Origin of the sequence: Klebsiella sp. GW_Kp182 (assembly GCF_040062275.1) — a bacterium.
GTDB classification, from domain to species: Bacteria; Pseudomonadota; Gammaproteobacteria; order Enterobacterales; family Enterobacteriaceae; genus Klebsiella; species Klebsiella michiganensis.
Genome location: NZ_JBEAFQ010000005.1, coordinates 143,371 through 167,889, shown reverse-complemented (window position 1 = coordinate 167,889; position 24,519 = coordinate 143,371). Strand labels below are relative to the sequence as shown.

General features: G+C 56.1%; 20 protein-coding genes. 16 read left to right on the top strand and 4 right to left on the bottom strand.

Annotated features, from left to right (window positions below):
- Positions 1-130: 130 nt before the first annotated feature.
- From leuD to leuA, 4 genes are read right to left on the bottom strand one after another with little or no spacing between them, the layout of a single operon-like run.
- Positions 131-736 (bottom strand): 3-isopropylmalate dehydratase small subunit, encoded by a 606-nt coding sequence (gene leuD, locus ABLU88_RS07410; protein ID WP_014227913.1) that lies wholly within the window; start codon positions 734-736, stop codon positions 131-133.
- Positions 737-746: 10 nt separating this feature from the next.
- The gene (gene leuC / locus ABLU88_RS07405) at positions 747-2,147 is read right to left on the bottom strand and encodes a 3-isopropylmalate dehydratase large subunit (protein ID WP_004098563.1); all 1,401 of its coding nucleotides are present in this window, start codon (positions 2,145-2,147) and stop codon (positions 747-749) included.
- Positions 2,148-2,149: 2 nt separating this feature from the next.
- Positions 2,150-3,241, bottom strand: a complete 1,092-nt coding sequence (gene leuB, locus ABLU88_RS07400) for a 3-isopropylmalate dehydrogenase (protein WP_004098566.1) — start codon at positions 3,239-3,241, stop codon at positions 2,150-2,152.
- Positions 3,241-4,812 carry a 2-isopropylmalate synthase gene (gene leuA / locus ABLU88_RS07395; protein ID WP_004098567.1) on the bottom strand — a complete coding sequence of 524 codons (1,572 nt, stop codon included), beginning with the start codon at positions 4,810-4,812 and terminating at the stop codon, positions 3,241-3,243. The genes leuB and leuA overlap by 1 nt, the downstream gene beginning before the upstream one ends.
- Before the next feature lie 785 nt (positions 4,813-5,597).
- On the opposite strand from leuA, the gene leuO reads away from it, so the two are divergent.
- From leuO to ABLU88_RS07315, 16 genes are all read left to right on the top strand, one after another.
- A complete protein-coding gene (gene leuO / locus ABLU88_RS07390) occupies positions 5,598-6,566 on the top strand; it encodes a transcriptional regulator LeuO (protein ID WP_086073947.1) in 969 nt (322 codons plus the stop codon).
- Between the two features lie 391 nt (positions 6,567-6,957).
- Positions 6,958-8,682, top strand: coding sequence for an acetolactate synthase 3 large subunit (gene ilvI / locus ABLU88_RS07385; protein WP_219677618.1), 1,725 nt, complete (start codon positions 6,958-6,960; stop codon positions 8,680-8,682).
- A 2-nt stretch (positions 8,683-8,684) separates the two neighbouring features.
- Positions 8,685-9,176 carry an acetolactate synthase small subunit gene (ilvN, locus tag ABLU88_RS07380; RefSeq protein WP_004098573.1) on the top strand — a complete coding sequence of 164 codons (492 nt, stop codon included), beginning with the start codon at positions 8,685-8,687 and terminating at the stop codon, positions 9,174-9,176.
- A 180-nt stretch (positions 9,177-9,356) separates the two neighbouring features.
- Positions 9,357-10,361: a catabolite repressor/activator gene (cra, locus tag ABLU88_RS07375; RefSeq protein ID WP_122117003.1), complete on the top strand. Its 1,005-nt coding sequence runs from the start codon at positions 9,357-9,359 to the stop codon at positions 10,359-10,361.
- Between the two features lie 626 nt (positions 10,362-10,987).
- Positions 10,988-11,446, top strand: a complete 459-nt coding sequence (gene mraZ / locus ABLU88_RS07370; RefSeq protein WP_009654608.1) for a division/cell wall cluster transcriptional repressor MraZ — start codon at positions 10,988-10,990, stop codon at positions 11,444-11,446.
- 1 nt (position 11,447) lies between these two features.
- Positions 11,448-12,389, top strand: a complete 942-nt coding sequence (gene rsmH, locus ABLU88_RS07365) for a 16S rRNA (cytosine(1402)-N(4))-methyltransferase RsmH (protein ID WP_004098579.1) — start codon at positions 11,448-11,450, stop codon at positions 12,387-12,389.
- Positions 12,386-12,751 carry a cell division protein FtsL gene (ftsL, locus tag ABLU88_RS07360; RefSeq protein WP_002888550.1) on the top strand — a complete coding sequence of 122 codons (366 nt, stop codon included), beginning with the start codon at positions 12,386-12,388 and terminating at the stop codon, positions 12,749-12,751. Before rsmH ends, ftsL begins: the two co-directional genes overlap by 4 nt.
- A gap of 15 nt (positions 12,752-12,766) precedes the next feature.
- Positions 12,767-14,533, top strand: a complete 1,767-nt coding sequence (locus ABLU88_RS07355) for a peptidoglycan glycosyltransferase FtsI (RefSeq protein WP_004098582.1) — start codon at positions 12,767-12,769, stop codon at positions 14,531-14,533.
- Positions 14,520-16,007, top strand: a complete 1,488-nt coding sequence (gene murE, locus ABLU88_RS07350; protein WP_071846144.1) for a UDP-N-acetylmuramoyl-L-alanyl-D-glutamate--2,6-diaminopimelate ligase — start codon at positions 14,520-14,522, stop codon at positions 16,005-16,007. Before ABLU88_RS07355 ends, murE begins: the two co-directional genes overlap by 14 nt.
- Positions 16,004-17,362, top strand: coding sequence for a UDP-N-acetylmuramoyl-tripeptide--D-alanyl-D-alanine ligase (gene murF / locus ABLU88_RS07345; protein WP_219677616.1), 1,359 nt, complete (start codon positions 16,004-16,006; stop codon positions 17,360-17,362). The genes murE and murF overlap by 4 nt, the downstream gene beginning before the upstream one ends.
- On the top strand, positions 17,356-18,438 hold the full coding sequence (mraY, locus tag ABLU88_RS07340) for a phospho-N-acetylmuramoyl-pentapeptide-transferase (RefSeq protein WP_004098585.1): 1,083 nt from the start codon (positions 17,356-17,358) through the stop codon (positions 18,436-18,438). The genes murF and mraY overlap by 7 nt, the downstream gene beginning before the upstream one ends.
- A 2-nt stretch (positions 18,439-18,440) precedes the next feature.
- Positions 18,441-19,757 carry a UDP-N-acetylmuramoyl-L-alanine--D-glutamate ligase gene (gene murD, locus ABLU88_RS07335; protein ID WP_014227919.1) on the top strand — a complete coding sequence of 439 codons (1,317 nt, stop codon included), beginning with the start codon at positions 18,441-18,443 and terminating at the stop codon, positions 19,755-19,757.
- On the top strand, positions 19,757-21,016 hold the full coding sequence (gene ftsW / locus ABLU88_RS07330; protein WP_004098587.1) for a cell division protein FtsW: 1,260 nt from the start codon (positions 19,757-19,759) through the stop codon (positions 21,014-21,016). The genes murD and ftsW overlap by 1 nt, the downstream gene beginning before the upstream one ends.
- Positions 21,013-22,083 (top strand): undecaprenyldiphospho-muramoylpentapeptide beta-N-acetylglucosaminyltransferase, encoded by a 1,071-nt coding sequence (gene murG, locus ABLU88_RS07325; RefSeq protein WP_014837405.1) that lies wholly within the window; start codon positions 21,013-21,015, stop codon positions 22,081-22,083. Before ftsW ends, murG begins: the two co-directional genes overlap by 4 nt.
- Positions 22,084-22,130: 47 nt before the next feature.
- On the top strand, positions 22,131-23,606 hold the full coding sequence (gene murC / locus ABLU88_RS07320) for a UDP-N-acetylmuramate--L-alanine ligase (RefSeq protein WP_014227921.1): 1,476 nt from the start codon (positions 22,131-22,133) through the stop codon (positions 23,604-23,606).
- Positions 23,599-24,519 (top strand): D-alanine--D-alanine ligase, encoded by a 921-nt coding sequence (locus tag ABLU88_RS07315; protein ID WP_032720383.1) that lies wholly within the window; start codon positions 23,599-23,601, stop codon positions 24,517-24,519. Before murC ends, ABLU88_RS07315 begins: the two co-directional genes overlap by 8 nt.

Genomic DNA, 24,519 nt, shown 5'->3' with positions numbered 1-24,519 from the left:
ATTTTTATCGCGGCGAAAATGTCGCCCCGTTATAGCGACGAATATTGATATATGTGCGCCAGATCTCATTTTTACCGGCGAAAAAAAAGCCCGGATCGCGGTCCGGGCTGAGATATACATGGCGGCTGCCTTAATTCATAAAGGCCGGCTGTTTTTTCTCATAGGCTGAGATCGCCTCTTCATGCTGCAAAGTCAGGCCGATGCTGTCCAGACCGTTCAGCATGCAGTGGCGGCGGAAAGCGTCAATTTTAAAGCTGTAAGATTTATCGCCTGCTTTAACCACTTCGGCTTCCAGATCGACTTCAAACTTAATGCCCGGCTGAGAGTGGACCAGCTTAAACAGCTCATCGACCTGCGCTTCGCTCAGGGTGACCGGCAGCAGCTGATTGTTAAAGCTGTTGCCGTAGAAGATATCGGCGAAGCTCGGCGCGATGACGACTTTAAAACCGTAATCGGTCAGCGCCCACGGCGCGTGCTCGCGCGAAGAGCCGCAGCCGAAGTTTTCCCGCGCCAGCAGGATAGAGGCGCCTTTATATTCCGGGAAGTTCAGCACGAATTCCGGGTTAGGCTGTTCGCCTTTGTCGTCCAGGAAGCGCCAGTCGTTAAACAGATGGGCGCCAAAACCGGTACGCGTGACTTTCTGCAGGAACTGCTTTGGAATGATTGCATCGGTATCGACGTTCGCGGCGTCCAGCGGAACCACCAGGCCGGTATGTTGGGTAAATTTCTCTGCCATGATGGTTTCCTTATTTCAAGCTACGGATATCGGCGAAATGACCGGTAACGGCCGCCGCGGCTGCCATGGCCGGGCTGACCAGGTGAGTGCGCCCGCCGCGGCCCTGACGGCCTTCAAAGTTACGGTTGCTGGTGGAGGCGCAGCGCTCGCCCGGGTTCAGGCGGTCGTTGTTCATCGCCAGGCACATGGAGCAGCCGGGTAAACGCCACTCAAAACCGGCTTCAATAAAGATTTTATCCAGGCCTTCGGCTTCGGCCTGCGCTTTTACCGGACCAGAGCCTGGCACGACCAGCGCCTGAACGCCCGGCGCGACTTTGCGGCCTTTAGCGATTTCGGCCGCCGCGCGTAAGTCTTCGATACGCGAGTTGGTGCAGGAGCCGATAAAGACTTTATCAATCGCCACGTCGGTTAACGGTACGCCAGATTTCAGGCCCATATAGGCCAGCGCTTTTTCCGCGCTCGCGCGCTCTACCGGGTCGGTGAATGATGCCGGGTCCGGGATGATATCGGTGACGGAGATGACCTGGCCTGGGTTGGTGCCCCAGGTGACCTGCGGGGCAATCTCTTCCGCCTGCAGGGTGACAACGCTGTCAAACGTCGCGCCATCATCGGTGGTCAGGGTTTTCCACCAGGCGACGGCTTCGTCAAAATCCTTGCCTTTCGGCGCGTGCAGGCGGCCTTTCACGTAATCAAATGTGGTCTGGTCAGGCGCGACCAGGCCTGCTTTCGCGCCCATTTCGATAGCCATATTGCACAAGGTCATGCGGCCTTCCATGCTTAAATCGCGAATGGCTTCGCCGCAAAATTCAACAACGTGCCCGGTACCGCCGGCGCTGCCGGTTTTACCGATGATCGCCAGAACGATGTCTTTGGCGGTGATGCCCGGAGCCGCTTTACCTTTGACTTCGATCTTCATGGTTTTAGCGCGACCCTGCTTCAGCGTCTGCGTAGCCAGGACGTGTTCGACTTCAGAGGTGCCGATACCGAAGGCCAGCGCGCCGAATGCACCATGGGTTGCCGTGTGTGAGTCGCCGCAGACGATGGTCATACCCGGCAGGGTGACGCCCTGTTCCGGCCCCATCACGTGGACGATGCCCTGGAAAGGGTGGTTCAGATCGTACAGTTCCACGCCGAACTCTTTGCAGTTTTTAATTAACTCCTGCATCTGGATACGTGCCATTTCGCCGGACGCGTTAATGTCTTTCGTCTGCGTCGAAACGTTGTGATCCATCGTGGCGAAGGTTTTGCCCGGCTGACGTACCGGGCGCTTGTGGGCGCGCAGACCGTCAAACGCCTGCGGCGAGGTCACTTCGTGAACCAGATGGCGGTCAATATACAGCAGCGGGGTTTCGTTTTGCGCTTCATAAACCACGTGAGCATCGAACAACTTTTCGTATAACGTCTTCGCCATGATTACACCCCTTCAGCGACATAGCGGGCAATGATATCGCCCATTTCATCGGTACTGACCGCCGCCGCGCCGCGCGCTAAATCGCCGGTACGTACGCCTTCTTCTAATGCGCGGTTGATCGCATTTTCAATCGCGGTTGCCGCGTTATCGGCATCCAGGCTATAGCGCAGCAGCAGCGCCAGGGAGAGGATCTGCGCGATGGGGTTAGCGATGTTTTTACCGGCGATATCCGGCGCGGAGCCGCCTGCGGGTTCATATAAACCAAAGCCTTGCTCGTTGAGGCTGGCGGACGGCAGCATGCCCATTGAACCGGTAATCATGGCGCATTCGTCAGACAGGATGTCGCCGAAAAGATTGGAGCACAGCAGGACGTCAAACTGGGACGGATCTTTGATCAGCTGCATGGTGGCGTTGTCGATATACATATGCGACAGCTCAACGTCAGGATACTGCTTACTGACTTCACTAACGATTTCACGCCACAAAATAGAAGACTGCAGCACGTTCGCTTTATCAATCGAGGTCACTTTGTGGCGACGCTTGCGGGCGGACTCGAACGCAATATGGGCGATACGCTCAATCTCAAAGCGATGATACACCTCGGTATCGAACGCTTTCTCATGCTGGCCGCTGCCTTCACGGCCTTTCGGCTGGCCGAAGTAAATGCCGCCAGTCAGTTCGCGGACGCATAAAATGTCGAAGCCGTTAGCGGCGATATCGGCGCGCAGCGGGCAAAACTCTTCCAGGCCCTGGTACAGCTTAGCCGGGCGCAGGTTGCTGAATAATTTGAAATGCTTACGCAGGGGCAGCAGCGCGCCGCGCTCCGGCTGCTCCGCGGGCGGCAGGTGCTCCCATTTCGGTCCGCCAACGGAGCCAAACAGGATCGCGTCGGCCTGCTCGCAGCCTTCGACGGTAGTCTGCGGCAGGGGAGTGCCCTGACGATCGATGGCGACACCGCCGACGTCGTGCTGGCTGGTGGTAATGCGCATATCAAAACGGTGGCGAACGGCTTCCAGTACTTTCATCGCCTGGTTCATGACTTCCGGGCCAATACCATCACCTGGTAAAACAGCAATATGGTAATTCTTCGACATTACACGGTTTCCTTATTGTTCTCTTTATTCTGAGCTTTGCGTTGCAATTCTTTTTCGACTTCAGCGGCGCGCCAGATATTGTTCAGGACGTGAACCATGGCTTTCGCGGAAGATTCCACGATATCCGTCGCCAGACCCACGCCGTGGAAGCGGCGGCCGTTGTAATTCGCCACGATGTCCACCTGGCCCAGCGCATCCTTACCCTGACCCTTGGCGTTGAGGTCATATTTGACCAGCTCAATCTCATAGCCGGTGATGCGGTTAATGGCCTGATAAATGGCGTCCACCGGACCGTTACCGTTGGCGGCCTCAGCTTTTGTTTCATCCCCGCAGGCCAGCTTCACGGAGGCGGTTGCGATATCGCTGGAGCCGGACTGCACGCTGAAGTAATCCAGGCGGAAATGCTCCGGTTCTTCCTGCTGTTTATTAATGAAGGCTAACGCTTCCAGGTCATAGTCAAATACCTGGCCCTTTTTATCCGCCAGCTTGAGGAACGCGTCATACAGATGGTCCATGTTGTAGTCGGTGTCTTTATAGCCCATCTCTTCCATACGGTGTTTCACCGCCGCGCGGCCGGAGCGTGAGGTCAGGTTCAGCTGCACCTGGTTCAGGCCGATAGATTCCGGCGTCATGATTTCGTAGTTTTCGCGATTCTTCAGCACGCCGTCCTGGTGAATACCGGAAGAGTGGGCAAAGGCGCCGGTTCCGACGATAGCTTTGTTGGCAGGGATCGGCATATTACAAATCTGGCTGACGGTCTGGCTGGTACGCCAGATTTCCTGGTGATTAATGCGGGTGTGCACATTCATAATGTCTTTGCGCACTTTAATCGCCATGATCACTTCTTCCAGCGAGCAGTTGCCGGCGCGTTCGCCGATACCGTTCATCGCGCCTTCAACCTGGCGAGCGCCGGCGTGGACCGCGGCGAGGGCGTTGCCGACCGCGATGCCTAAGTCGTCATGGGTATGGACGGAGATAATGGCCTTGTCGATGTTAGGCACGCGTTCGTACAAACCGGTGATGATGTTGGCGAATTCGAACGGCATGGTGTAGCCGACGGTATCCGGAATATTGATGGTTGTTGCGCCTGCATTAATCGCGGCTTCAACGACGCGAGCCAGATCGGCAATCGGCGTACGGCCAGCGTCTTCACAGGAAAACTCGACATCGTCAGTGTAGTTGCGTGCGCGCTTCACCATATAGATGGCACGTTCAATAACCTCATCCAGGTTACTGCGCAGCTTGGTGGCGATATGCATCGGCGAGGTGGCGATAAAAGTATGAATACGGAACGCTTCCGCCACTTTTAATGATTCTGCTGCAACATCGATATCTTTTTCTACGCAGCGGGCCAGGGCGCAAACGCGGCTGTTTTTGATCGTGCGCGCGATGGTTTGCACGGATTCAAAGTCGCCTGGAGACGAGACTGGGAAGCCCACTTCCATGACGTCAACGCCCATCCGCTCCAGGGCCATAGCAATCTGCAGTTTCTCTTTCACACTCAGGCTGGCTTGTAACGCTTGTTCACCGTCGCGTAAGGTCGTATCGAAAATAATGACTTGCTGGCTCATGGTTTAGATCCTTGGTCTGTGTCCTGGCGCCTTGCTTACGAGCATAAAAAAACCCGCGCATTGGCGCGGGTTTTATAGTCTTGCTGGAAGATGACTTAACGATGAACGTCGCCCAACAGCCTACCGCGCAAAATGGATGCGTTTAGTAGTAGTAGGCTGAGAAAGCGAATGCTGCGAATCATTGCGTCATGCTCCAGATGAAATCGTTATGCATTTAGAGTTACTGGATATGGGGTTTGATGTCAACCCTTGGGTGAACAAAAGGTCTTTTTACCCGAGGGAAGAATTAGCTAATTGTGCTGACGATCGCGCTTTTTTGCCGATGATCCTTTTTAGGACATCAGCGCATGTTGAGATATTTTCACTATTTGATAATTTTGATTTTCGCTGAGAGCCGCAAGGATAGCGCGCCTGGCCAGAATCATATCTTAATGAAATAGCTGAATTTATTTGTTTGCTGAATGTGTCCATGTTTGTAAGGGGGAATTATCAATGATAATAAAATGTGAATGTTAAGGGCGGCTTAAACCGATATTGTAATAGTGCTTAAATTATAGTTAACCGCTGCTGTTATTGTTTATTTTTGATATTTATGGGTACACTTGGTTTTATCAAGTAAACAATATGGTTAGAGGGTTGCGGGTACGTTCAACTGCAGAATTTTCGTCGCCACTCATAACCTTAATATATTCCTAAAATTCATCTTTGCCCTTTTGTAAATGTCATATGCATGGTAAATGATATTTTCAGAATTAATTACTGCACTTTGGCAAAGGGAATTTAGCGTGACAGTGGAGTTAAATATGTTAAAAGAAAATACTGAATATAAGCCGGACTCAGAGGTGGAAAACGCAAAACCTCAGCTGAGAATGGTCGACCTGAATCTGTTAACCGTATTTGATGCGGTAATGCAGGAACAAAATATCACCCGTGCGGCACACTCCCTGGGGATGTCGCAGCCGGCGGTCAGCAATGCCGTATCAAGACTGAAAGTGATGTTTAATGATGAGCTGTTTGTTCGTTATGGACGCGGCATCCAGCCAACGGCGCGTGCTTATCAGCTATTTGGTTCTGTACGACAGGCATTACAATTAGTGCAGAACGAGTTGCCGGGCTCGGGCTTCGAGCCGCTCAGCAGCGAGCGGGTCTTTAATTTATGCGTTTGCAGCCCGCTGGATAATGCATTGACTTCGGTTATTTTCAACAAAGTTGGCGAGATTGCGCCCAACATTCATTTGGTCTTTAAATCAGCATTGAATCAAAACACGGAACATCAATTACGTTATCAGGAAATTGAATTCGTTATTGGTTATGAAGAGTTTCGTCGCCCTGAGTTTGCCTGCGTGCCTTTATTTAAAGATGAAATGGTGCTGGTGGCGAGCCGGAAACATCCGCGTATCTCTGGCCCAATGATGGAAAATGATATTTATCAGGAGGAGCACGCGGTTGTCGCTCTCGACCGATACGCTTCATTTAGCCAGCCATGGTATGACACCGCGGATAAACAATCGCGTATTGCTTATCAAGGTAACGCGATGGTCAGCGTATTAAATGTGGTTTCCCAGACCAATATGGTTGCTATCGCACCGCGCTGGTTAGCCAGCGAGTTTGCCGATAAGCTGGATTTGCAAATATTACCGTTGCCGCTGAAAGTTAATAGCCGTACCTGCTATCTTTCATGGCATGAAGCGGCGGGCCGTGATAAAGGGCATCAGTGGATGGAAGAATTGCTGGTCAATATCTGCCAGCGCTAAACGGTCGCGATACAAACGGGGGCTTCGGCTCCTGCTTTGTGTGACAAAAATCACTAAACGTAGAATTTTATTCTGTTTGCGATTGTCCGCCCCCGGCGCTGCCCGTTAAAAAATGGATGATTTGCTGTAGTTGGTTATTTTCCCCGAGCATTGACTATCATATTTTCTTATCTCCGAAGTTTTTCACCGTGTTTTAGCTGCGAACCTTTCTTTTATCCTTTTAATGCCTCTTAGGTGCCGACGGTCGCCAATTGCCTGCCCGTTAGCGAGCAGTTATGGTAACGGCATGCAGTCTATTCACCTCAGGACGAAGCTTTTGCGCTTCGTCCTGTGCGAGCGCGCGGAAATCGGATTCCGCTGTCGTTAAAAACTATAAGCCGGGAGGCAAACCATGGAGATGTTGTCAGGAGCCGAAATGGTCGTCCAGTCGCTGGTCGATCAGGGCGTCAAGCAGGTGTTCGGTTATCCCGGGGGCGCGGTCCTCGATATCTATGATGCGTTACACACCCTTGGCGGAATCGATCACGTACTGGTCCGCCATGAGCAAGCTGCCGTGCATATGGCGGATGGCCTTGCGCGCGCAACGGGCGAGGTCGGGGTAGTCCTGGTGACCTCGGGTCCGGGGGCGACTAACGCGATTACCGGCATTGCGACTGCTTATATGGATTCCATTCCGCTGGTGATTCTTTCCGGCCAGGTCGCGACGTCCTTAATTGGCTACGATGCTTTCCAGGAGTGCGACATGGTGGGGATCTCCCGACCGGTGGTAAAACACAGCTTTCTGGTTAAGCAAACCGAAGATATTCCCGGCGTGCTGAAAAAAGCGTTCTGGCTGGCAGCCAGCGGGCGTCCCGGCCCGGTCGTCGTGGATCTACCGAAAGATATTCTCAATCCGGCGAAAAAACTGCCGTACGCCTGGCCAGATACGGTCAGCATGCGCTCTTATAATCCGACGACGTCGGGTCATAAAGGGCAGATTAAACGTGCGCTGCAGACGCTGGTGGCGGCTAAAAAACCGGTGGTTTACGTCGGTGGCGGGGCGATTAATGCGCAATGTGAACCGCAGCTGTTCACGCTGGTTGAGAAACTGAAGCTGCCGGTGGCGTCTTCGCTAATGGGGCTGGGCGCCTTCCCTGCCTCGCACCAGCAGGCGTTAGGGATGCTGGGCATGCATGGGACCTATGAAGCCAATATGACCATGCACCATTCCGACGTGATTTTCGCCGTTGGCGTGCGCTTCGACGATCGTACAACGAATAATCTGGCCAGGTACTGTCCGAACGCGACGGTGCTGCATATTGATATCGATCCCACTTCGATATCCAAGACCGTTCCTGCCGACGTGCCTATCGTTGGCGACGCCCGCCTGGTGCTGGAACAGATGCTGGAACTGCTCGACCATGAAGAGACGCAGCAGCCGCTGGATGAAATCCGCGACTGGTGGCAGCAGATTGAGCAGTGGCGCGCGCGTCATTGCCTGCAGTACGACACGCAAAGCGGCAAGATTAAACCGCAGGCGGTAATTGAGACCATCTGGCGGCTGACGCACGGCGATGCGTACGTGACGTCCGATGTGGGTCAGCATCAGATGTTCGCGGCGCTTTATTATCCTTTCGACAAACCGCGGCGTTGGATCAACTCAGGTGGTCTGGGAACGATGGGATTTGGCCTTCCCGCCGCGCTGGGCGTGAAGATGGCGCTACCGGAAGAAACGGTGATTTGCGTGACCGGCGATGGCAGCATCCAGATGAATATTCAGGAGCTCTCCACCGCGCTGCAGTACGAGCTGCCGGTGCTGGTGCTGAACCTCAATAACCGCTACCTCGGGATGGTGAAGCAGTGGCAGGATATGCTTTACTCTGGCCGTCATTCACAATCCTATATGGAGTCATTGCCTGATTTTGCTCGCGTCGCGGAAGCCTACGGCCACGTGGGGATTCGTATCAGCGACCCGCAGGAGCTGGAAGCGAAGCTCGCTGAGGCGCTGGAGCAGGTGCGTAATAATCGACTGGTTTTCGTTGATGTAACGGTTGACGGCAGTGAGCATGTATACCCCATGCAGATTCGCGGCGGCGGTATGGACGAGATGTGGCTGAGCAAAACGGAGAGGACCTGATTATGCGCCGGATATTATCAGTATTACTGGAGAACGAATCGGGCGCGCTATCCCGCGTGATCGGCCTCTTTTCGCAGCGCGGTTATAATATTGAAAGCCTGACGGTAGCGCCGACGGACGATCCGACGTTATCCAGAATGACGATTCAAACCGTTGGCGATGAGAAAGCGATTGAGCAGATAGAAAAGCAGTTGCACAAGCTGGTCGACGTGCTGCGCGTTAACGAGCTCGGACAAGGCGCGCACGTTGAGCGTGAAATTATGCTGGTGAAGGTCCAGGCCAGCGGCTATGGACGCGATGAGGTCAAGCGCAATACGGAAATCTTCCGTGGGCAAATTATCGACGTCACGCCGTCTATCTATACCGTTCAGCTGGCGGGAACCAGCGATAAGCTGGATGCGTTTTTGGCTTCGCTGCGCGACGTGGCGCGAATTGTTGAAGTCGCCCGCTCGGGCGTAGTCGGATTGTCGCGCGGCGACAAAATCATGCGCTGAGCCGCTGAAACCGACGTAAAAATAGCCCGACACAGCCTGTCGGGCTATTTTTTTGCGAAATCGGTGGGAACTGTGGACTAAAGCGGTTGCTGCGCTTACTTTTCTGCGCTTAGATGTTATAAAAACGAATCCATACCTGAAGAATGGTTATGTTCTGTACTTATTACCCAAGGGGCAATTGTGAAACTGGATGAAATCGCCCGGCTGGCCGGTGTCTCGCGAACGACCGCTAGCTATGTGATTAATGGGAAAGCGAAGCAGTATCGCGTTAGCGATAAAACTGTTGAAAAGGTGATGGCGGTGGTTCGTGAGCACAACTATCATCCGAATGCGGTTGCTGCAGGCTTGCGTGCAGGACGTACGCGGTCCATTGGTCTGGTTATCCCGGACCTGGAAAACACCAGCTATACGCGCATCGCTAATTACCTGGAGCGTCAGGCGCGCCAGCGCGGCTATCAACTATTGATCGCCTGCTCCGAGGATCAGCCGGATAACGAAATGCGCTGCATTGAGCATCTGCTGCAGCGTCAGGTCGACGCGATAATCGTTTCCACCTCATTACCGCCTGAACATCCGTTCTATCAGCGCTGGGCTAACGATCCGTTCCCGATTGTCGCGCTCGACCGCGCGCTCGATCGAGAGCACTTCACCAGCGTGGTGGGCGCCGATCAGGACGATGCTGAAATGCTCGGTGCGGAATTGCGTAAGTTTCCGGCTGAAACGGTGCTGTACCTTGGCGCGCTGCCGGAGCTTTCGGTGAGCTTCCTGCGCGAGCAGGGATTCCGTACGGCATGGAAGGACGATCCGCGAGAGGTGAATTTCCTCTATGCAAACAGCTACGAGCGCGAAGCCGCGGCGCAGCTCTTTGAAAAGTGGCTGGAAACGCATCCAATGCCTCAGGCGCTGTTTACGACTTCGTTTCCGCTGCTGCAGGGGGTGATGGACGTCACGCTGCGCCGGGAAGGGAAGCTGCCTTCTGAGCTGGCTATTGCCACTTTTGGCGATAATGAGCTGCTGGATTTCCTCCAGTGTCCCGTTTTAGCCGTAGCCCAGCGCCACCGCGACGTGGCGGAGCGCGTGCTGGAGATCGTGCTCGCCAGCCTTGATGAACCGCGTAAGCCGAAACCTGGGTTAAGCCGTATCCGGCGCAATCTTTATCGTCGCGGCAGCCTGAATCGCCGCTAAGCGCGTGACCAGGATTATTCGTAGAGCATTCGCCAGACGGAGACGCGTCTGGCGATAATCCGCTGAGATGACGCAAAAATTGCAGGGTTAAGGATCTTTCAGACAAATCCTTAATCTTCCTGACATCTCTTTTAATTTTATTCTTCGCGCCATTTATTTCGCGGTTTAATTAGCCCATAAAAGGATTAGCGTATTTATTTGTATTATTTTGTTACATTCAGCGGGTGAGTTGCTGAATTAACACTCATTTCCTCGCTATTATGGTAGCGATAAGCGCTGTACCCCGCAGTAAGAGTGCCTCTCCTGTGAAAACTGGTGCTGTTAACGGTCACCAGAATGGCCTAAAATGCCGCTCGCGTCGCAAACTGACACTTTATATTTTCCCTTAGAAGATATTTTGCTGCTTTAACTGTTACAAGTTTGTTGGTTGTTTTCTTACCGATATTCATAACGTTAATTTGCCTCGTTTGTTGGTTGATTTTTCCTCAGGGCGAATATCGGCTGTAAATAATGGGTTTTTGAGCTCTGTTGGCATTCGTGCTGGCTTGACAAGCTTTTCCTCCGCTCCGTAAACTCCTTCTTGTGGGAATTTGTGGGGTAAAGTGGCGAAAAGGGGTGAGGCTGGCATGTTCCGTGGGGCAACGTTAGTCAATCTCGACAGTAAAGGCCGTCTGGCCGTACCGACGCGCTACCGCGACGGGCTGATCGAGAACGCTTCCGGTCAATTGGTGTGCACCATTGACATCCATCACCCGTGCCTGCTGCTTTACCCTTTGCCTGAATGGGAAATCATCGAGCAAAAATTATCGCGTTTATCGAGCATGAACCCCACCGAGCGGCGCGTACAGCGTTTGCTTCTGGGACATGCCAGCGAATGTCAGATGGATAGCGCCGGGAGGCTATTAATCGCCCCGGTGCTGCGGCAACACGCCGGGCTGACAAAAGAAGTGATGCTGGTCGGGCAGTTCAATAAGTTTGAGCTGTGGGACGAAACGACCTGGTATCAACGGGTCAAGGAAGATATCGACGCTGAGCAGTCCGCTTCCGGGGAACTGTCGGAGCGCCTGCAGGATTTGTCTTTGTAAAATGATGGAAAATTATAAACACACTACGGTACTTCTGGATGAAGCCGTTAACGGCCTGAATATTCGTCCTGACGGTATCTACATTGATGGTACCTTTGGCCGCGGCGGTCACTCGCGCCTGATTCTCTCCCAGCTGGGAGCGGAGGGACGCCTGCTGGCGATCGATCGCGACCCGCAGGCTATCGCCGTCGCGAAAACTATCGATGATCCCCGCTTTTCCATCGTTCATGGTCCTTTTTCTCAGCTGGCCGACTATGTTGGCGAGCGCAATCTAACCGGCAAGATCGACGGTATTCTGCTCGATCTTGGCGTCTCTTCACCGCAGCTGGATGACGCTGAACGTGGCTTCTCTTTTATGCGCGATGGTCCGCTGGATATGCGCATGGATCCGACGCGCGGCCAGTCAGCCGCTGAATGGCTACAAACCGCCGACGAAGCCGATATCGCCTGGGTCATCAAAACCTTCGGCGAAGAGCGCTTTGGTAAACGCATTGCCCGCGCCATCGTTGAACGCAACCGTGTGGAACCGATGACGCGTACCAAAGAGCTGGCGGAGGTCGTTGCGGCGGCGACGCCGGTGAAAGATAAATTCAAACATCCCGCGACCCGTACCTTCCAGGCGGTGCGCATTTGGGTGAACAGTGAACTGGAGGAGATAGAGCAGGCGCTAAAAAGCTCGCTCAGCGTGCTGGCCCCGGGCGGGCGGCTCTCAATCATCAGTTTCCACTCGCTGGAAGACCGTATTGTGAAACGCTTTATGCGCGAGCAAAGCCGCGGTCCGCAGGTTCCGGCAGGGTTACCGATGACCGAAGAGCAGCTTAAAAAACTGGGCGGCCGTGAGCTAAGAGCATTAGGCAAGTTGATGCCGGGCGAAAAAGAGGTAGCTGAAAATCCTCGTGCCCGTAGTTCAGTTCTGCGTATTGCAGAGAGGACGAACGCATGATCGGCAGAGTGACAGAAGCCCTAAGCAAGGTGAAAGGGTCGATAGGAAGCAACGAGCGCCATGCTTTGCCTGGCGTGATCGGAGACGACCTTCTGCGGTTTGGGAAGCTGCCACTCTGCCTGTTCATTTGCATCATTATTACGGCGATTACGGTGGTGACAACGGCGCACCATACTCGCCTCTTAACCGCGCAGCGCGAACAGCTGGTGCTGGAACGCGACGCGCTGGATATTGAATGGCGCAACCTGATCCTCGAAGAAAATGCTCTCGGCGATCACAGTCGGGTTGAGCGGATCGCGACCGAGAAGCTGCAGATGCAGCACGTCGATCCATCACAAGAAAATATCGTTGTACAGAAATAAGGATTATTGCGACGCATGAAAGCAGCGCCGAAAACGCCAAAAGCAAAACGTCAGGAAGAACAGGCCAACTTTATCAGTTGGCGTTTTGCGTTGCTGTGCGGCTGTATTCTGCTGGCGCTGGGCTTCCTGCTGGGCCGCGTGGCCTGGCTACAGGTGATTAGCCCGGACATGCTGGTACGCCAGGGCGATATGCGTTCTCTGCGCGTGCAGGAAGTCTCTACCGCGCGCGGAATGATAACCGATCGTTCCGGCCGCCCGCTGGCGGTGAGCGTGCCGGTAAAAGCTATCTGGGCTGACCCGAAAGAGCTGCATGAAGCCGGGGGCGTGACCCTGGACAACCGCTGGAAGGCGCTGGCCGATGCGCTGAATATGCCGCTGGATCAGCTGGCATCGCGCATCAATACCAATCCACGGATGCGTTTTATCTATCTGGCGCGTCAGGTGAACCCTGATATGGCCGACTACATCCGTAAATTGAAGCTGCCGGGGATTCATCTGCGGGAAGAGTCCCGCCGCTACTATCCGTCTGGCGAAGTAACCGCTCACCTCATTGGCTTCACTAACGTCGATAGCCAGGGGATTGAGGGCGTAGAGAAGAGCTTTGATAAGTGGCTTACCGGCCAGCCCGGCGAGCGTATCGTGCGTAAAGACCGCTATGGTCGGGTAATCGAAGATATTTCGTCCACCGATAGCCAGGCCGCGCATAACCTGGCGCTGAGCATTGACGAACGCCTGCAGGCGCTGGTGTATCGCGAGCTGAATAATGCGGTGGCGTTCAACAAAGCGGAGTCAGGTACCGCGGTTCTGGTCGACGTTAACACCGGCGAAGTGCTGGCGATGGCCAACAGCCCGTCGTACAACCCGAATAATTTCGCGGGTACCTCCAAAGATACGATGCGTAACCGCGCCATTACCGACGTGTTTGAGCCGGGTTCAACGGTGAAGCCGATGGTGGTGATGACGGCGCTTCAGCGCGGCATTGTTAACGAAAATACCGTACTGAACACCATTCCCTATCGAATTAACGGCCACGAAATCAAAGACGTGGCGCGCTACAGCGAATTGACCCTGACCGGGGTACTACAGAAGTCGAGTAACGTCGGTGTTTCTAAGCTGGCGTTAGCGATGCCGTCCTCAGCGTTAGTAGATACTTACTCACGTTTTGGACTCGGAAAAGCGACCAATTTGGGGTTGGTCGGAGAACGCAGTGGCTTATACCCTCAAAAACAACGGTGGTCTGACATAGAGAGGGCCACCTTTTCTTTCGGCTATGGGCTAATGGTAACCCCGTTACAGTTAGCGCGAGTCTACGCAACGATCGGCAGCTACGGCATATATCGCCCGCTGTCGATTACCAAAGTTGATCCACCGGTTCCGGGCGAGCGCGTCTTCCCGGAATCACTCGTTCGTACCGTTGTTCATATGATGGAAAGCGTGGCGCTGCCCGGCGGCGGCGGCGTGAAGGCGGCGATCAAAGGCTATCGCATCGCCATTAAAACCGGTACGGCGAAAAAAGTAGGGCCCGACGGCCGCTACATCAACAAATACATTGCTTACACCGCAGGCGTTGCGCCCGCCAGCCATCCGCGCTTTGCGCTGGTGGTGGTGATCAACGATCCGCAGGCGGGTAAATACTACGGCGGCGCCGTTTCCGCGCCGGTCTTCGGTGCCATCATGGGCGGCGTACTGCGCACCATGAACATTGAACCGGATGCGCTGGCAACGGCTGAAAAAAGTGAATTAGTGATTAATCAAGGCGAGGGAACAGGTGGCAGATCGTAATTTGCGCGACCTTCTCGCTCCGTGGGTGCCAAATGCGCCGGAGCGAATTCTGCGAGAAATGACGCTGGACAGCCGGGTGGCTGCTTCTGGCGATCTTTTTGTCGCGGTTTTAGGTCATCAGGCGGACGGGCGTCGTTATATCCCGCAGGCGATAGCGCAAGGTGTTGCTGCCATTATTGCTGAGGCCAAAGATGAGGCCCATGACGGCGAAATCCGTGAAATGCACGGTGTGCCGGTTATCTATCTGAGCCAACTCAACGAGCGCTTATCCGCGCTGGCCGGGCGTTTTTACCATCAGCCTTCGGAACAACTGCGCCTGGTGGGCGTCACCGGGACTAACGGCAAGACCACCACGACACAGCTGCTGGCGCAGTGGGCGCAGCTGCTGGGGGAAACCAGCGCGGTAATGGGAACCGTAGGCAATGGCCTGCTGGAGAAAGTTATCCCAACGGAAAACACCACCGGTTCGGCCGTTGATGTTCAACACGTACTCTCTGGCCTGGCAGGGCAGGGGGCGACGTTCGCCGCGATGGAAGTCTCTTCCCACGGGCTGGTGCAGCATCGCGTAGCCGCGCTGCAGTTTGCCGCCTCGGTCTTCACCAACCTGAGCCGCGATCACCTCGATTACCACGGTGATATGGAACATTACGAAGCGGCGAAATGGCTGCTCTACTCAACCCACCATTGCGGGCAGGCGATTGTTAATGCGGACGATGAAGTCGGTCGCCGCTGGCTGGCGAAACTGCCGGATGCGGTTGCCGTATCGATGGAAGATCACATTAACCCGAACTGCCGGGGTCGCTGGCTCAAAGCGACCGCCGTGAGCTATCACGATAGCGGCGCCACCATTCAGTTTGCCTCCAGCTGGGGGAACGGCGAGATCGAAAGCCGCCTGATGGGCGCCTTTAACGTCAGCAATCTGCTGCTGGCCTTAGCCACCCTGCTGGCGCTGGGCTATCCGCTTGCCGATCTGCTGAAAACCGCCGCGCGCCTGCAGCCGGTATGCGGGCGTATGGAAGTGTTCGCCGCGCCGGGTAAACCGACCGTGGTCGTTGATTACGCCCACACGCCTGATGCGCTGGAAAAAGCGCTGCAGGCGGCGCGTCTGCACTGTCGCGGTAAACTGTGGTGCGTATTTGGCTGCGGCGGGGATCGCGACAAAGGCAAGCGTCCGCTGATGGGCGCTATCGCCGAAGAGTTTGCCGATATCGTGGTTGTCACCGACGACAACCCGCGCACCGAAGAGCCGCGGGCGATTATCAACGACATTCTGGCCGGCATGCTGGACGCGGGCCATGCCAGGGCGGTGGAAGGTCGTGCGGAAGCGGTCACTAATGCGGTGATGCAGGCGAAAGAAAACGACGTCGTTCTGGTGGCGGGCAAAGGCCACGAGGACTATCAAATCGTCGGCAATCGCCGACTCGATTACTCTGACCGCGTCACCGTAGCGCGTCTGCTGGGGGCGGTAGCATGATTCGCTTGACTCTCAGCCAGCTCGCCGGCATCACGCATGGCGAGCTGCACGGCCGCGATGTGGCGATTGATGACGTCACCTCCGATACCCGTAAAATCACGGCGGGCTGCCTGTTCGTGGCGCTAAAAGGCGAGCGCTTTGATGCGCATGACTTTGCCGAACAGGCGAAAGCTGCCGGCGCGGGTGCGCTGTTGGTCAGCCGTCAGCTGGCCTGCGATCTACCGCAGGTGGTGGTGAAGGATACGCGTCTGGCGTTTGGCGAACTGGCCGCGTGGGTGCGTCAGCAGGTGCCGGCGCGCGTGGTCGCGCTGACCGGATCTTCCGGAAAAACCTCGGTTAAAGAGATGACCGCGGCGATTCTGAGCCAGTGCGGCAATACGCTGTATACCGCAGGTAACCTGAACAACGATATCGGCGTGCCGATGACGCTGCTGCGTCTCACCAAAGAACATGACTACGCGGTCATCGAGTTAGGCGCTAATCACCAGGGGGAAATTGCCTGGACCGTTAGCCTGACCCGTCCCGAAGCCGCGTTAGTGAATAACCTGGCCGCCGCGCACCTGGAAGGCTTTGGCTCTCTGGAAGGCGTGGCGAAAGCCAAGGGCGAAATTTACACCGGTCTGCAGCTCAACGGCATCGCGATTATGAACGCCGACAATAATGACTGGCTGAACTGGCAAAGCGTGATTGGCGAGCGTAAAACCTGGCGTTTTTCGCCGAACGCCGCCCACAGCGATTTCACGGCAACCAACGTTCATGTGACCTCGCACGGGACTGAATTTACTCTGCAGACCCCAACGGGCAGCGTTGATGTACTGCTACCGCTGCCGGGGCGCCATAACATCGCCAACGCGCTGGCTGCCGCGGCGCTGTCAATGGCTGTGGGGGCGACGCATGAGGCGATCAAAGCGGGTCTGAAAGATCTGCAAGCGGTACCGGGGCGGTTATTCCCGATTCAGCTGACCGACAGCCAGCTGCTGCTGGATGATTCCTATAACGCCAACGTCGGCTCGCTGACCGCTGCGGTACAGGTGCTGTCTGAGATGCCGGGCTACCGGGTACTGGTCGTCGGCGATATGGCCGAACTCGGCGCGGAAAGCCAGGCGTGCCATCGTCAGGTGGGCGAAGCGGCAAAAGCGGCCGGGCTCGATCGCGTACTGAGCGTCGGTACGTTGAGCGCAGAGATCAGCGGCGCCAGCGGCGTTGGCGAACATTTTAGCGAGAAGGCCGCGCTGGTGACCCGCCTGCGCGAGCTCACCGCAGAACATAAAATTATGACCATTTTAGTGAAGGGTTCACGTAGTGCCGCCATGGAAGTGGTAGTACGCGCATTACAGGAGAACGGAACATGTTAGTATGGCTGGCCGAACATTTGGTCAAATATTATTCAGGCTTTAACGTCTTTTCCTACCTGACGTTTCGCGCCATTGTCAGCCTGCTGACCGCGCTGTTCATCTCTCTGTGGATGGGCCCGCGCATGATCGCCCGTCTGCAAAAACTCTCCTTTGGCCAGGTTGTACGTAACGATGGCCCGGAATCTCACTTTAGTAAGCGCGGTACGCCGACCATGGGCGGGATCATGATCCTGACCGCCATTGTTGTCTCCGTTCTGCTGTGGGCCTATCCATCTAACCCCTACGTCTGGTGCGTGCTGACGGTACTGGTGGGCTACGGCATCATCGGCTTCGTTGATGACTACCGTAAGGTGGTTCGCAAAGATACCAAGGGCCTGATTGCCCGCTGGAAATACTTCTGGATGTCGGTGATTGCGCTGGGCGTCGCCTTTGCGCTGTATATGGCGGGTAAAGATACGCCGGCGACTCAGCTGGTGGTGCCGTTCTTTAAAGACGTGATGCCGCAGCTGGGCCTGTTCTACGTCCTGCTGGCCTATTTTGTTATCGTCGGGACCGGTAATGCGGTCAACCTGACCGACGGCCTTGATGGGCTGGCGATTATGCCAACCGTATTCGTTGCCGCCGGCTTCGCGCTGGTTGCCTGGGCGACCGGGAACATGAATTTCGCCAACTACCTGCATATCCCTTATTTGCGTCACGCCGGTGAACTGGTGATCGTCTGTACGGCGATTGTCGGCGCGGGCTTGGGCTTCCTGTGGTTTAACACCTATCCGGCACAGGTCTTTATGGGCGATGTGGGTTCGCTGGCACTCGGAGGCGCGCTGGGGATTATCGCCGTGCTGCTGCGCCAGGAATTCCTGCTGGTGATTATGGGCGGCGTATTTGTGGTGGAAACGCTCTCGGTGATTCTGCAGGTCGGCTCCTTCAAGCTGCGCGGTCAGCGCATCTTCCGCATGGCGCCGATTCACCATCACTATGAACTGAAAGGCTGGCCGGAACCGCGCGTTATCGTGCGTTTCTGGATTATTTCGCTGATGCTGGTGCTGATTGGCCTGGCGACGCTGAAGGTACGTTAATCATGGCAGATTATCAGGGTAAAAAAGTCGTCATTATTGGGCTGGGTATGACCGGCCTGTCATGCGTGGACTTTTTCATGGCTCGCGGCGTGACGCCGCGGGTGATGGATACCCGCGTTGCTCCGGCGGGGCTGGATAAGCTGCCGGAAGCCGTTGAGCGCTATGTCGGCGGTCTGAACGAAGACTGGCTGTTGACGGCGGACCTGATTGTTGCCAGCCCTGGCATCGCGCTGGCGCATCCTTCCCTGAGCGCCGCGGCGGATGCGGGGGTAGAAATAGTCGGCGATATTGAACTGTTCTGCCGCGAGGCGCAGGCGCCGATTATTGCGATCACCGGTTCCAACGGTAAAAGCACCGTGACTTCCCTTGTGGGAGAAATGGCGAAAGCGGCGGGGTTGAACGTTGGCGTCGGGGGCAATATTGGCCTGCCGGCGCTGATGCTGCTGGATCCTGAGCGCGAACTCTATGTCCTGGAGCTTTCCAGCTTCCAGCTGGAAACCACCTCCAGCCTGCGGGCGGCCGCGGCGACGATCCTTAACGTCACCGAAGATCATATGGACCGCTATCCGCTGGGGCTTCAGCAGTATCGCGCCGCCAAACTGCGCGTTTATGAGAACGCCCGGGCCTGTATCGTTAATGCCGACGATGCGTTAACCATGCCGGTACGCGGCGCTGACGATCGCTGCATCAGCTTCGGCGTTGACGTTGGTGACTATCACCTGAACCGTCAGCAGGGAGAAACCTGGCTGCGCGTCAAAGGCGAGAAAGTGCTCAACGTCAAAGAGATGAAGATTAGCGGCCAGCATAACTACAGTAACGCGCTTGCGGCCCTGGCTCTGGCGGACGCGGCGGGTCTGCCGCGCGCCAGTAGCCTGAAAGCGCTGACCACATTCACCGGGCTGGCGCATCGTTTCCAACTGGTGCTGGAGCACAACGGCGTGCGCTGGATCAACGATTCTAAAGCCACCAACGTCGGCAGTACCGAAGCGGCGCTCAATGGGCTGCATCTTGATGGAACGCTCTATCTGCTGCTGGGCGGCGATGGGAAATCCGCTGATTTCACGCCGTTAAGCCGTTACCTGACCGGCGACAACGTTCGCCTGTACTGCTTCGGCCGCGACGGCGCGCAGCTGGCGGCCCTTCGCCCGGACGTCGCCGTGCAAACGGAAACCATGGAGCAGGCGATGCGCCAGATTGCGCCGCAGGTTGTCGCGGGTGATATGGTGCTGCTGTCTCCCGCGTGCGCCAGCCTCGATCAGTTTAAAAACTTTGAACAACGCGGCGACATCTTTGCTCGCCTGGCGAAGGAGTTAGGTTGATGCGTTTATCACTCCCGCGCCTGAAAATGCCACGGCTGAGACTGCCGCGTCTGCCGGGAATGTTTATTTTCGCATGGCTGTTCGCCGCGCTGAAAGGCTGGGTGATGGGCTCGCGGCAAAAAGATACTGATAGCCTGGTGATGTATGACCGGATGCTGCTGTGGCTGACCTTTGGCCTGGCCGCAATAGGCTTCATTATGGTGACCTCGGCGTCGATGCCGGTAGGCCAGCGTCTGGCGAACGATCCGTTTCTGTTTGCCAAGCGCGATGGCTTATACATTCTGCTGGCGCTAGGGCTGGCGATGGTGACGCTGCGCCTGCCGATGGAGTTCTGGCAGCGCCATAGTACCGCGATGCTGATCGCCTCTATCGTCATGCTGCTGATTGTTCTGGTGGTCGGTAGCTCGGTTAACGGGGCGTCGCGCTGGATTGCGCTGGGGCCGCTGCGTATCCAGCCTGCGGAGTTTACCAAGCTGTCGCTGTTCTGCTACATCGCCAACTACCTCGTGCGTAAAGGCGACGAAGTGCGTAACAACCTGCGCGGCTTCTTAAAGCCGATGGGCGTGATTTTCGTACTGGCGATTTTACTGCTGGCGCAGCCTGACCTCGGTACCGTCGTCGTGCTGTTTGTGACCACCCTGGCCATGCTGTTCCTGGCGGGAGCCAAGCTGTGGCAGTTCATCGCCATTATCGGGATGGGGCTTTCGGCGGTCGTACTGCTGATTCTGGCTGAACCGTACCGTATCCGCCGCGTGACCTCTTTCTGGAACCCGTGGGAAGATCCGTTCGGCAGCGGCTACCAGCTAACCCAGTCGCTGATGGCCTTTGGTCGCGGCGAAATGTGGGGGCAGGGCCTGGGCAATTCGGTCCAGAAGCTGGAGTATTTGCCCGAGGCGCACACCGATTTCATCTTCGCCATTATCGGTGAAGAGCTCGGTTATATCGGTGTGGTACTCGCACTTTTAATGGTATTCTTCGTCGCTTTTCGCGCCATGTCCATTGGCCGCAAAGCGCTGGAGATTGACCACCGTTTCTCCGGATTTCTGGCCTGCGCCATTGGGATCTGGTTTAGCTTTCAGGCGCTGGTTAACGTCGGCGCGGCGGCGGGGATGCTGCCAACCAAAGGCCTGACGCTGCCGCTGATCAGTTACGGCGGTTCGAGCCTGCTGATTATGTCGACGGCGATCATGTTGCTGTTACGAATTGATTATGAAACGCGTCTGGAAAAAGCCCAGGCGTTTACACGGGGTGTTCGATGAGCGGTCAGGAAAAGCGCTTAATGGTGATGGCAGGCGGTACCGGCGGACACGTGTTCCCGGGACTGGCGGTTGCGCACCATTTAATGGACCAGGGCTGGCAGGTCCGCTGGCTGGGTACCGCGGATCGTATGGAAGCGGATTTAGTGCCGAAGCACGGCATTGAAATTGATTTCATTCAGATATCCGGCCTGCGCGGCAAGGGCCTGAAGGCGCAGATGCTGGCGCCGGTGCGTATTTTCAACGCCTGGCGTCAGGCGCGAGCGATTATGCAGCGTTTTCAGCCGGACGTGGTGCTGGGCATGGGCGGCTATGTTTCCGGACCCGGCGGTCTGGCGGCATGGTCGCTGGGGATCCCGGTTGTCCTACATGAACAGAACGGGATTGCCGGCCTGACGAATAAATGGCTGGCGAAAATTGCCAAAAAGGTCATGCAGGCATTTCCCGGCGCTTTCCCGCATGCCGACGTTGTTGGCAACCCGGTTCGTACCGATGTGCTGGCGCTGCCGCTGCCGGAACAGCGGTTAGTCGGGCGTCAGGGGCCGATTCGCGTATTGGTCGTCGGCGGCTCGCAGGGCGCGCGCGTGCTCAATCAGACGATGCCGCAGGTGGCGGCGAAGCTGGGTTCTGCTGTCACCATCTGGCACCAGAGCGGTAAAGGGGGCCAGGAGAGCGTACAGCAGGCCTATTCCGACGCCGGCCAGCCGCAGCACAAAGTCACCGAATTTATTGACGACATGGCGGCGGCTTATGCCTGGGCTGATGTTGTCGTATGTCGTTCCGGGGCGCTGACGGTGAGCGAAATTGCCGCCGCGGGTTTACCGGCGCTGTTTGTGCCTTTTCAGCACAAAGATCGTCAGCAGTACTGGAATGCGCTGCCGTTAGAGAAGGCAGGGGCAGCGAAGATCCTTGAGCAGCCGCAGTTTACCGTGGAGGCCGTCGCGCAAACTCTGGCGGGTTGGGATCGCGAGACGCTGCTGGATATGGCGGAGCGAGCGCGCAGAGCCTCGATTCCGGACGCGACCGAACGGGTAGCAGAAGAAGTGAGCGCCGCAGCACTGGCGCGTTAATCGCGGTGATGATCACCGTCCGAATAAAGAAGTTGATGGCGTAAAGAATGAATACACAAGATCTGGCAAAACTGCGTTCTATCGTGCCCGAGATGCGTCGCGTCCGGCACATTCACTTTGTTGGCATTGGCGGTGCCGGCATGGGCGGTATTGCCGAAGTTCTGGCCAACGAAGGTTATCAGATTAGCGGCTCCGACCTGGCGCCGAATCCGGTGACCCAGCAGTTGACTCAGCTTGGCGCCACGATTTATTTCAACCATCGCCCTGAAAACGTGCGCGATGCGAGCGTTGTCGTGGTTTCCAGCGCGATTTCTGCGGATAACCCGGAAATCGTCGCCGCCCACGAAGCGCGTATTCCGGTTATTCGCCGCGCCGAGATGCTGGCGGAGCTGATGCGTTTTCGCCACGGCATTGCCATTGCCGGCACGCACGGAAAGACCACAACCACGGCGATGGTCTCGAGCATTTACGCTGAAGCCGGGCTGGATCCTACCTTCGTGAACGGTGGTCTGGTCAAAGCCGCTGGCGTGCACGCGCGCCTTGGCCATAGTCGTTACCTGATTGCCGAAGCGGACGAAAGCGACGCCTCGTTCCTGCATTTACAGCCGATGGTCGCTATCGTAACCAATATCGAAGCCGATCATATGGATACCTACCACGGCGACTTCGAAAACCTGAAGCAGACGTTTATTAACTTCCTGCACAATCTGCCGTTCTACGGACGCGCGGTGATGTGCGTGGACGATCCGGTGATTCGTGAACTGCTGCCGCGCGTTGGCCGCCAGCTCACCACCTACGGATTTAGCGATGATGCCGACGTTCGCGTGGAAGAGTATCGTCAGGTTGGCGCTCAGGGCCATTTCCGTCTGGTTCGCCAGGATAAAGAGGTCATTCAGGTGACGCTGAACGCACCGGGTCGCCACAACGCGCTGAACGCGGCGGCGGCGGTGGCCGTTGCCACGGAAGAGGGCATTGATGATGACGCTATTTTGCGCGCGCTGGAAAGCTTCCAGGGCACCGGCCGTCGCTTTGATTTCCTTGGCGAATACCCCTTAGCTGAAGTTAACGGTAAAGAGGGTACCGCGATGCTGATCGATGATTATGGTCATCATCCTACGGAAGTGGATGCCACCATCAAAGCGGCGCGGGCGGGCTGGCCGGATAAAAACCTGGTGATGCTGTTTCAGCCGCACCGTTTTACCCGTACGCGCGATCTGTACGATGATTTCGCCAACGTGCTGACCCAGGTTGACGCGCTGCTGATGCTGGACGTTTATTCCGCGGGCGAAGCCGCTATTCCTGGCGCCGACAGCCGCTCGCTGTGCCGTACGATTCGCGGCCGCGGTAAAGTCGACCCGATTCTGGTTTCCGACCCGGCGCAGGCGGCAGAGATGCTGGCTTCAGTATTGACCGGCAACGATCTGGTGCTGGTTCAGGGGGCGGGAAATATCGGTAAAATCGCCCGTCACCTGGCGGAAATCAAATTGCAGCCGCAAAAATCGCAGGAGGAGCGCCATGGCTGATAAAATCGCGGTCCTCTTTGGCGGAACCTCCGCTGAACGTGAAGTCTCTCTCAATTCAGGTTCGGCGGTGCTCGCCGGCCTGCGTGAAGCCGGGGTCGATGCGCACCCGGTCGACCCGCGCGACGTGGATATTACCCAATTGAAAAATATGGGTTTTCAGAAAGCGTTTATTGCCTTGCACGGTCGCGGCGGTGAAGATGGTACGTTGCAGGGTCTGCTGGAGCTGATTCAACTCCCCTATACCGGCAGCGGCGTGATGGCTTCCGCTATCTCAATGGATAAGCTGCGCAGCAAACTGCTGTGGCAGGGCGCCGGGCTGCCGGTTGCGCCGTGGGTTGCGCTAACGCGTAAACAGTTTACCGCGGGGCTTTCCGCTGAGGTAGAACAGCAGATTTCCGCCCTCGGACTGCCGTTGATTGTTAAACCCAGTCGCGAAGGATCCAGCGTCGGTATGTCCAAAGTCAGCGAAAGTTGTGCATTACAAAATGCATTGGCGCTGGCTTTTCAGCATGATGACGAAGTTCTGATTGAAAAATGGCTCAGTGGGCCGGAATTTACCGTCGCTATCGTCGGAGAAGAAATTTTACCGTCAATACGTATCCAGGCGGCTGGAACCTTCTATGATTATGAAGCAAAGTATCTCTCTGATGAAACGCAATATTTCTGCCCTGGCCTGGAAGATTCCGCGCGCGAGGCAGAAATCCAGGCTCTGGTGCAAAAAGCCTGGGATAGTCTTGGCTGTTACGGCTGGGGGCGAATTGATGTGATGCTGGACAGCGATGGCCAGTTTTATCTGCTGGAAGCAAACACCTCTCCTGGCATGACCAGCCATAGCCTGGTGCCCATGGCGGCGCGTCAGGCAGGGATGAGCTTCTCGCAGCTTGTTGTACGAATTCTGGACCTGGCGGGGTGA

What these genes read in the sequence shown, in the direction of transcription:
- murD (WP_014227919.1), top strand. Translation starts at nt 18,441, where the DNA reads ATGGCAGATTATCAGGGTAAAAAAGTCGTCATTATTGGGCTGGGTATG.
- ftsW (WP_004098587.1), top strand. Translation starts at nt 19,757, where the DNA reads ATGCGTTTATCACTCCCGCGCCTGAAAATGCCACGGCTGAGACTGCCG.
- mraY (WP_004098585.1), top strand. Translation starts at nt 17,356, where the DNA reads ATGTTAGTATGGCTGGCCGAACATTTGGTCAAATATTATTCAGGCTTT.
- ilvN (WP_004098573.1), top strand. Translation starts at nt 8,685, where the DNA reads ATGCGCCGGATATTATCAGTATTACTGGAGAACGAATCGGGCGCGCTA.
- leuD (WP_014227913.1), bottom strand. Translation starts at nt 736, where the DNA reads ATGGCAGAGAAATTTACCCAACATACCGGCCTGGTGGTTCCGCTGGAC.
- leuA (WP_004098567.1), bottom strand. Translation starts at nt 4,812, where the DNA reads ATGAGCCAGCAAGTCATTATTTTCGATACGACCTTACGCGACGGTGAA.
- ftsL (WP_002888550.1), top strand. Translation starts at nt 12,386, where the DNA reads ATGATCGGCAGAGTGACAGAAGCCCTAAGCAAGGTGAAAGGGTCGATA.
- rsmH (WP_004098579.1), top strand. Translation starts at nt 11,448, where the DNA reads ATGATGGAAAATTATAAACACACTACGGTACTTCTGGATGAAGCCGTT.
- murF (WP_219677616.1), top strand. Translation starts at nt 16,004, where the DNA reads ATGATTCGCTTGACTCTCAGCCAGCTCGCCGGCATCACGCATGGCGAG.
- murC (WP_014227921.1), top strand. Translation starts at nt 22,131, where the DNA reads ATGAATACACAAGATCTGGCAAAACTGCGTTCTATCGTGCCCGAGATG.
- mraZ (WP_009654608.1), top strand. Translation starts at nt 10,988, where the DNA reads ATGTTCCGTGGGGCAACGTTAGTCAATCTCGACAGTAAAGGCCGTCTG.
- leuC (WP_004098563.1), bottom strand. Translation starts at nt 2,147, where the DNA reads ATGGCGAAGACGTTATACGAAAAGTTGTTCGATGCTCACGTGGTTTAT.
- leuB (WP_004098566.1), bottom strand. Translation starts at nt 3,241, where the DNA reads ATGTCGAAGAATTACCATATTGCTGTTTTACCAGGTGATGGTATTGGC.
- ABLU88_RS07355 (WP_004098582.1), top strand. Translation starts at nt 12,767, where the DNA reads ATGAAAGCAGCGCCGAAAACGCCAAAAGCAAAACGTCAGGAAGAACAG.
- murG (WP_014837405.1), top strand. Translation starts at nt 21,013, where the DNA reads ATGAGCGGTCAGGAAAAGCGCTTAATGGTGATGGCAGGCGGTACCGGC.
- ilvI (WP_219677618.1), top strand. Translation starts at nt 6,958, where the DNA reads ATGGAGATGTTGTCAGGAGCCGAAATGGTCGTCCAGTCGCTGGTCGAT.
- ABLU88_RS07315 (WP_032720383.1), top strand. Translation starts at nt 23,599, where the DNA reads ATGGCTGATAAAATCGCGGTCCTCTTTGGCGGAACCTCCGCTGAACGT.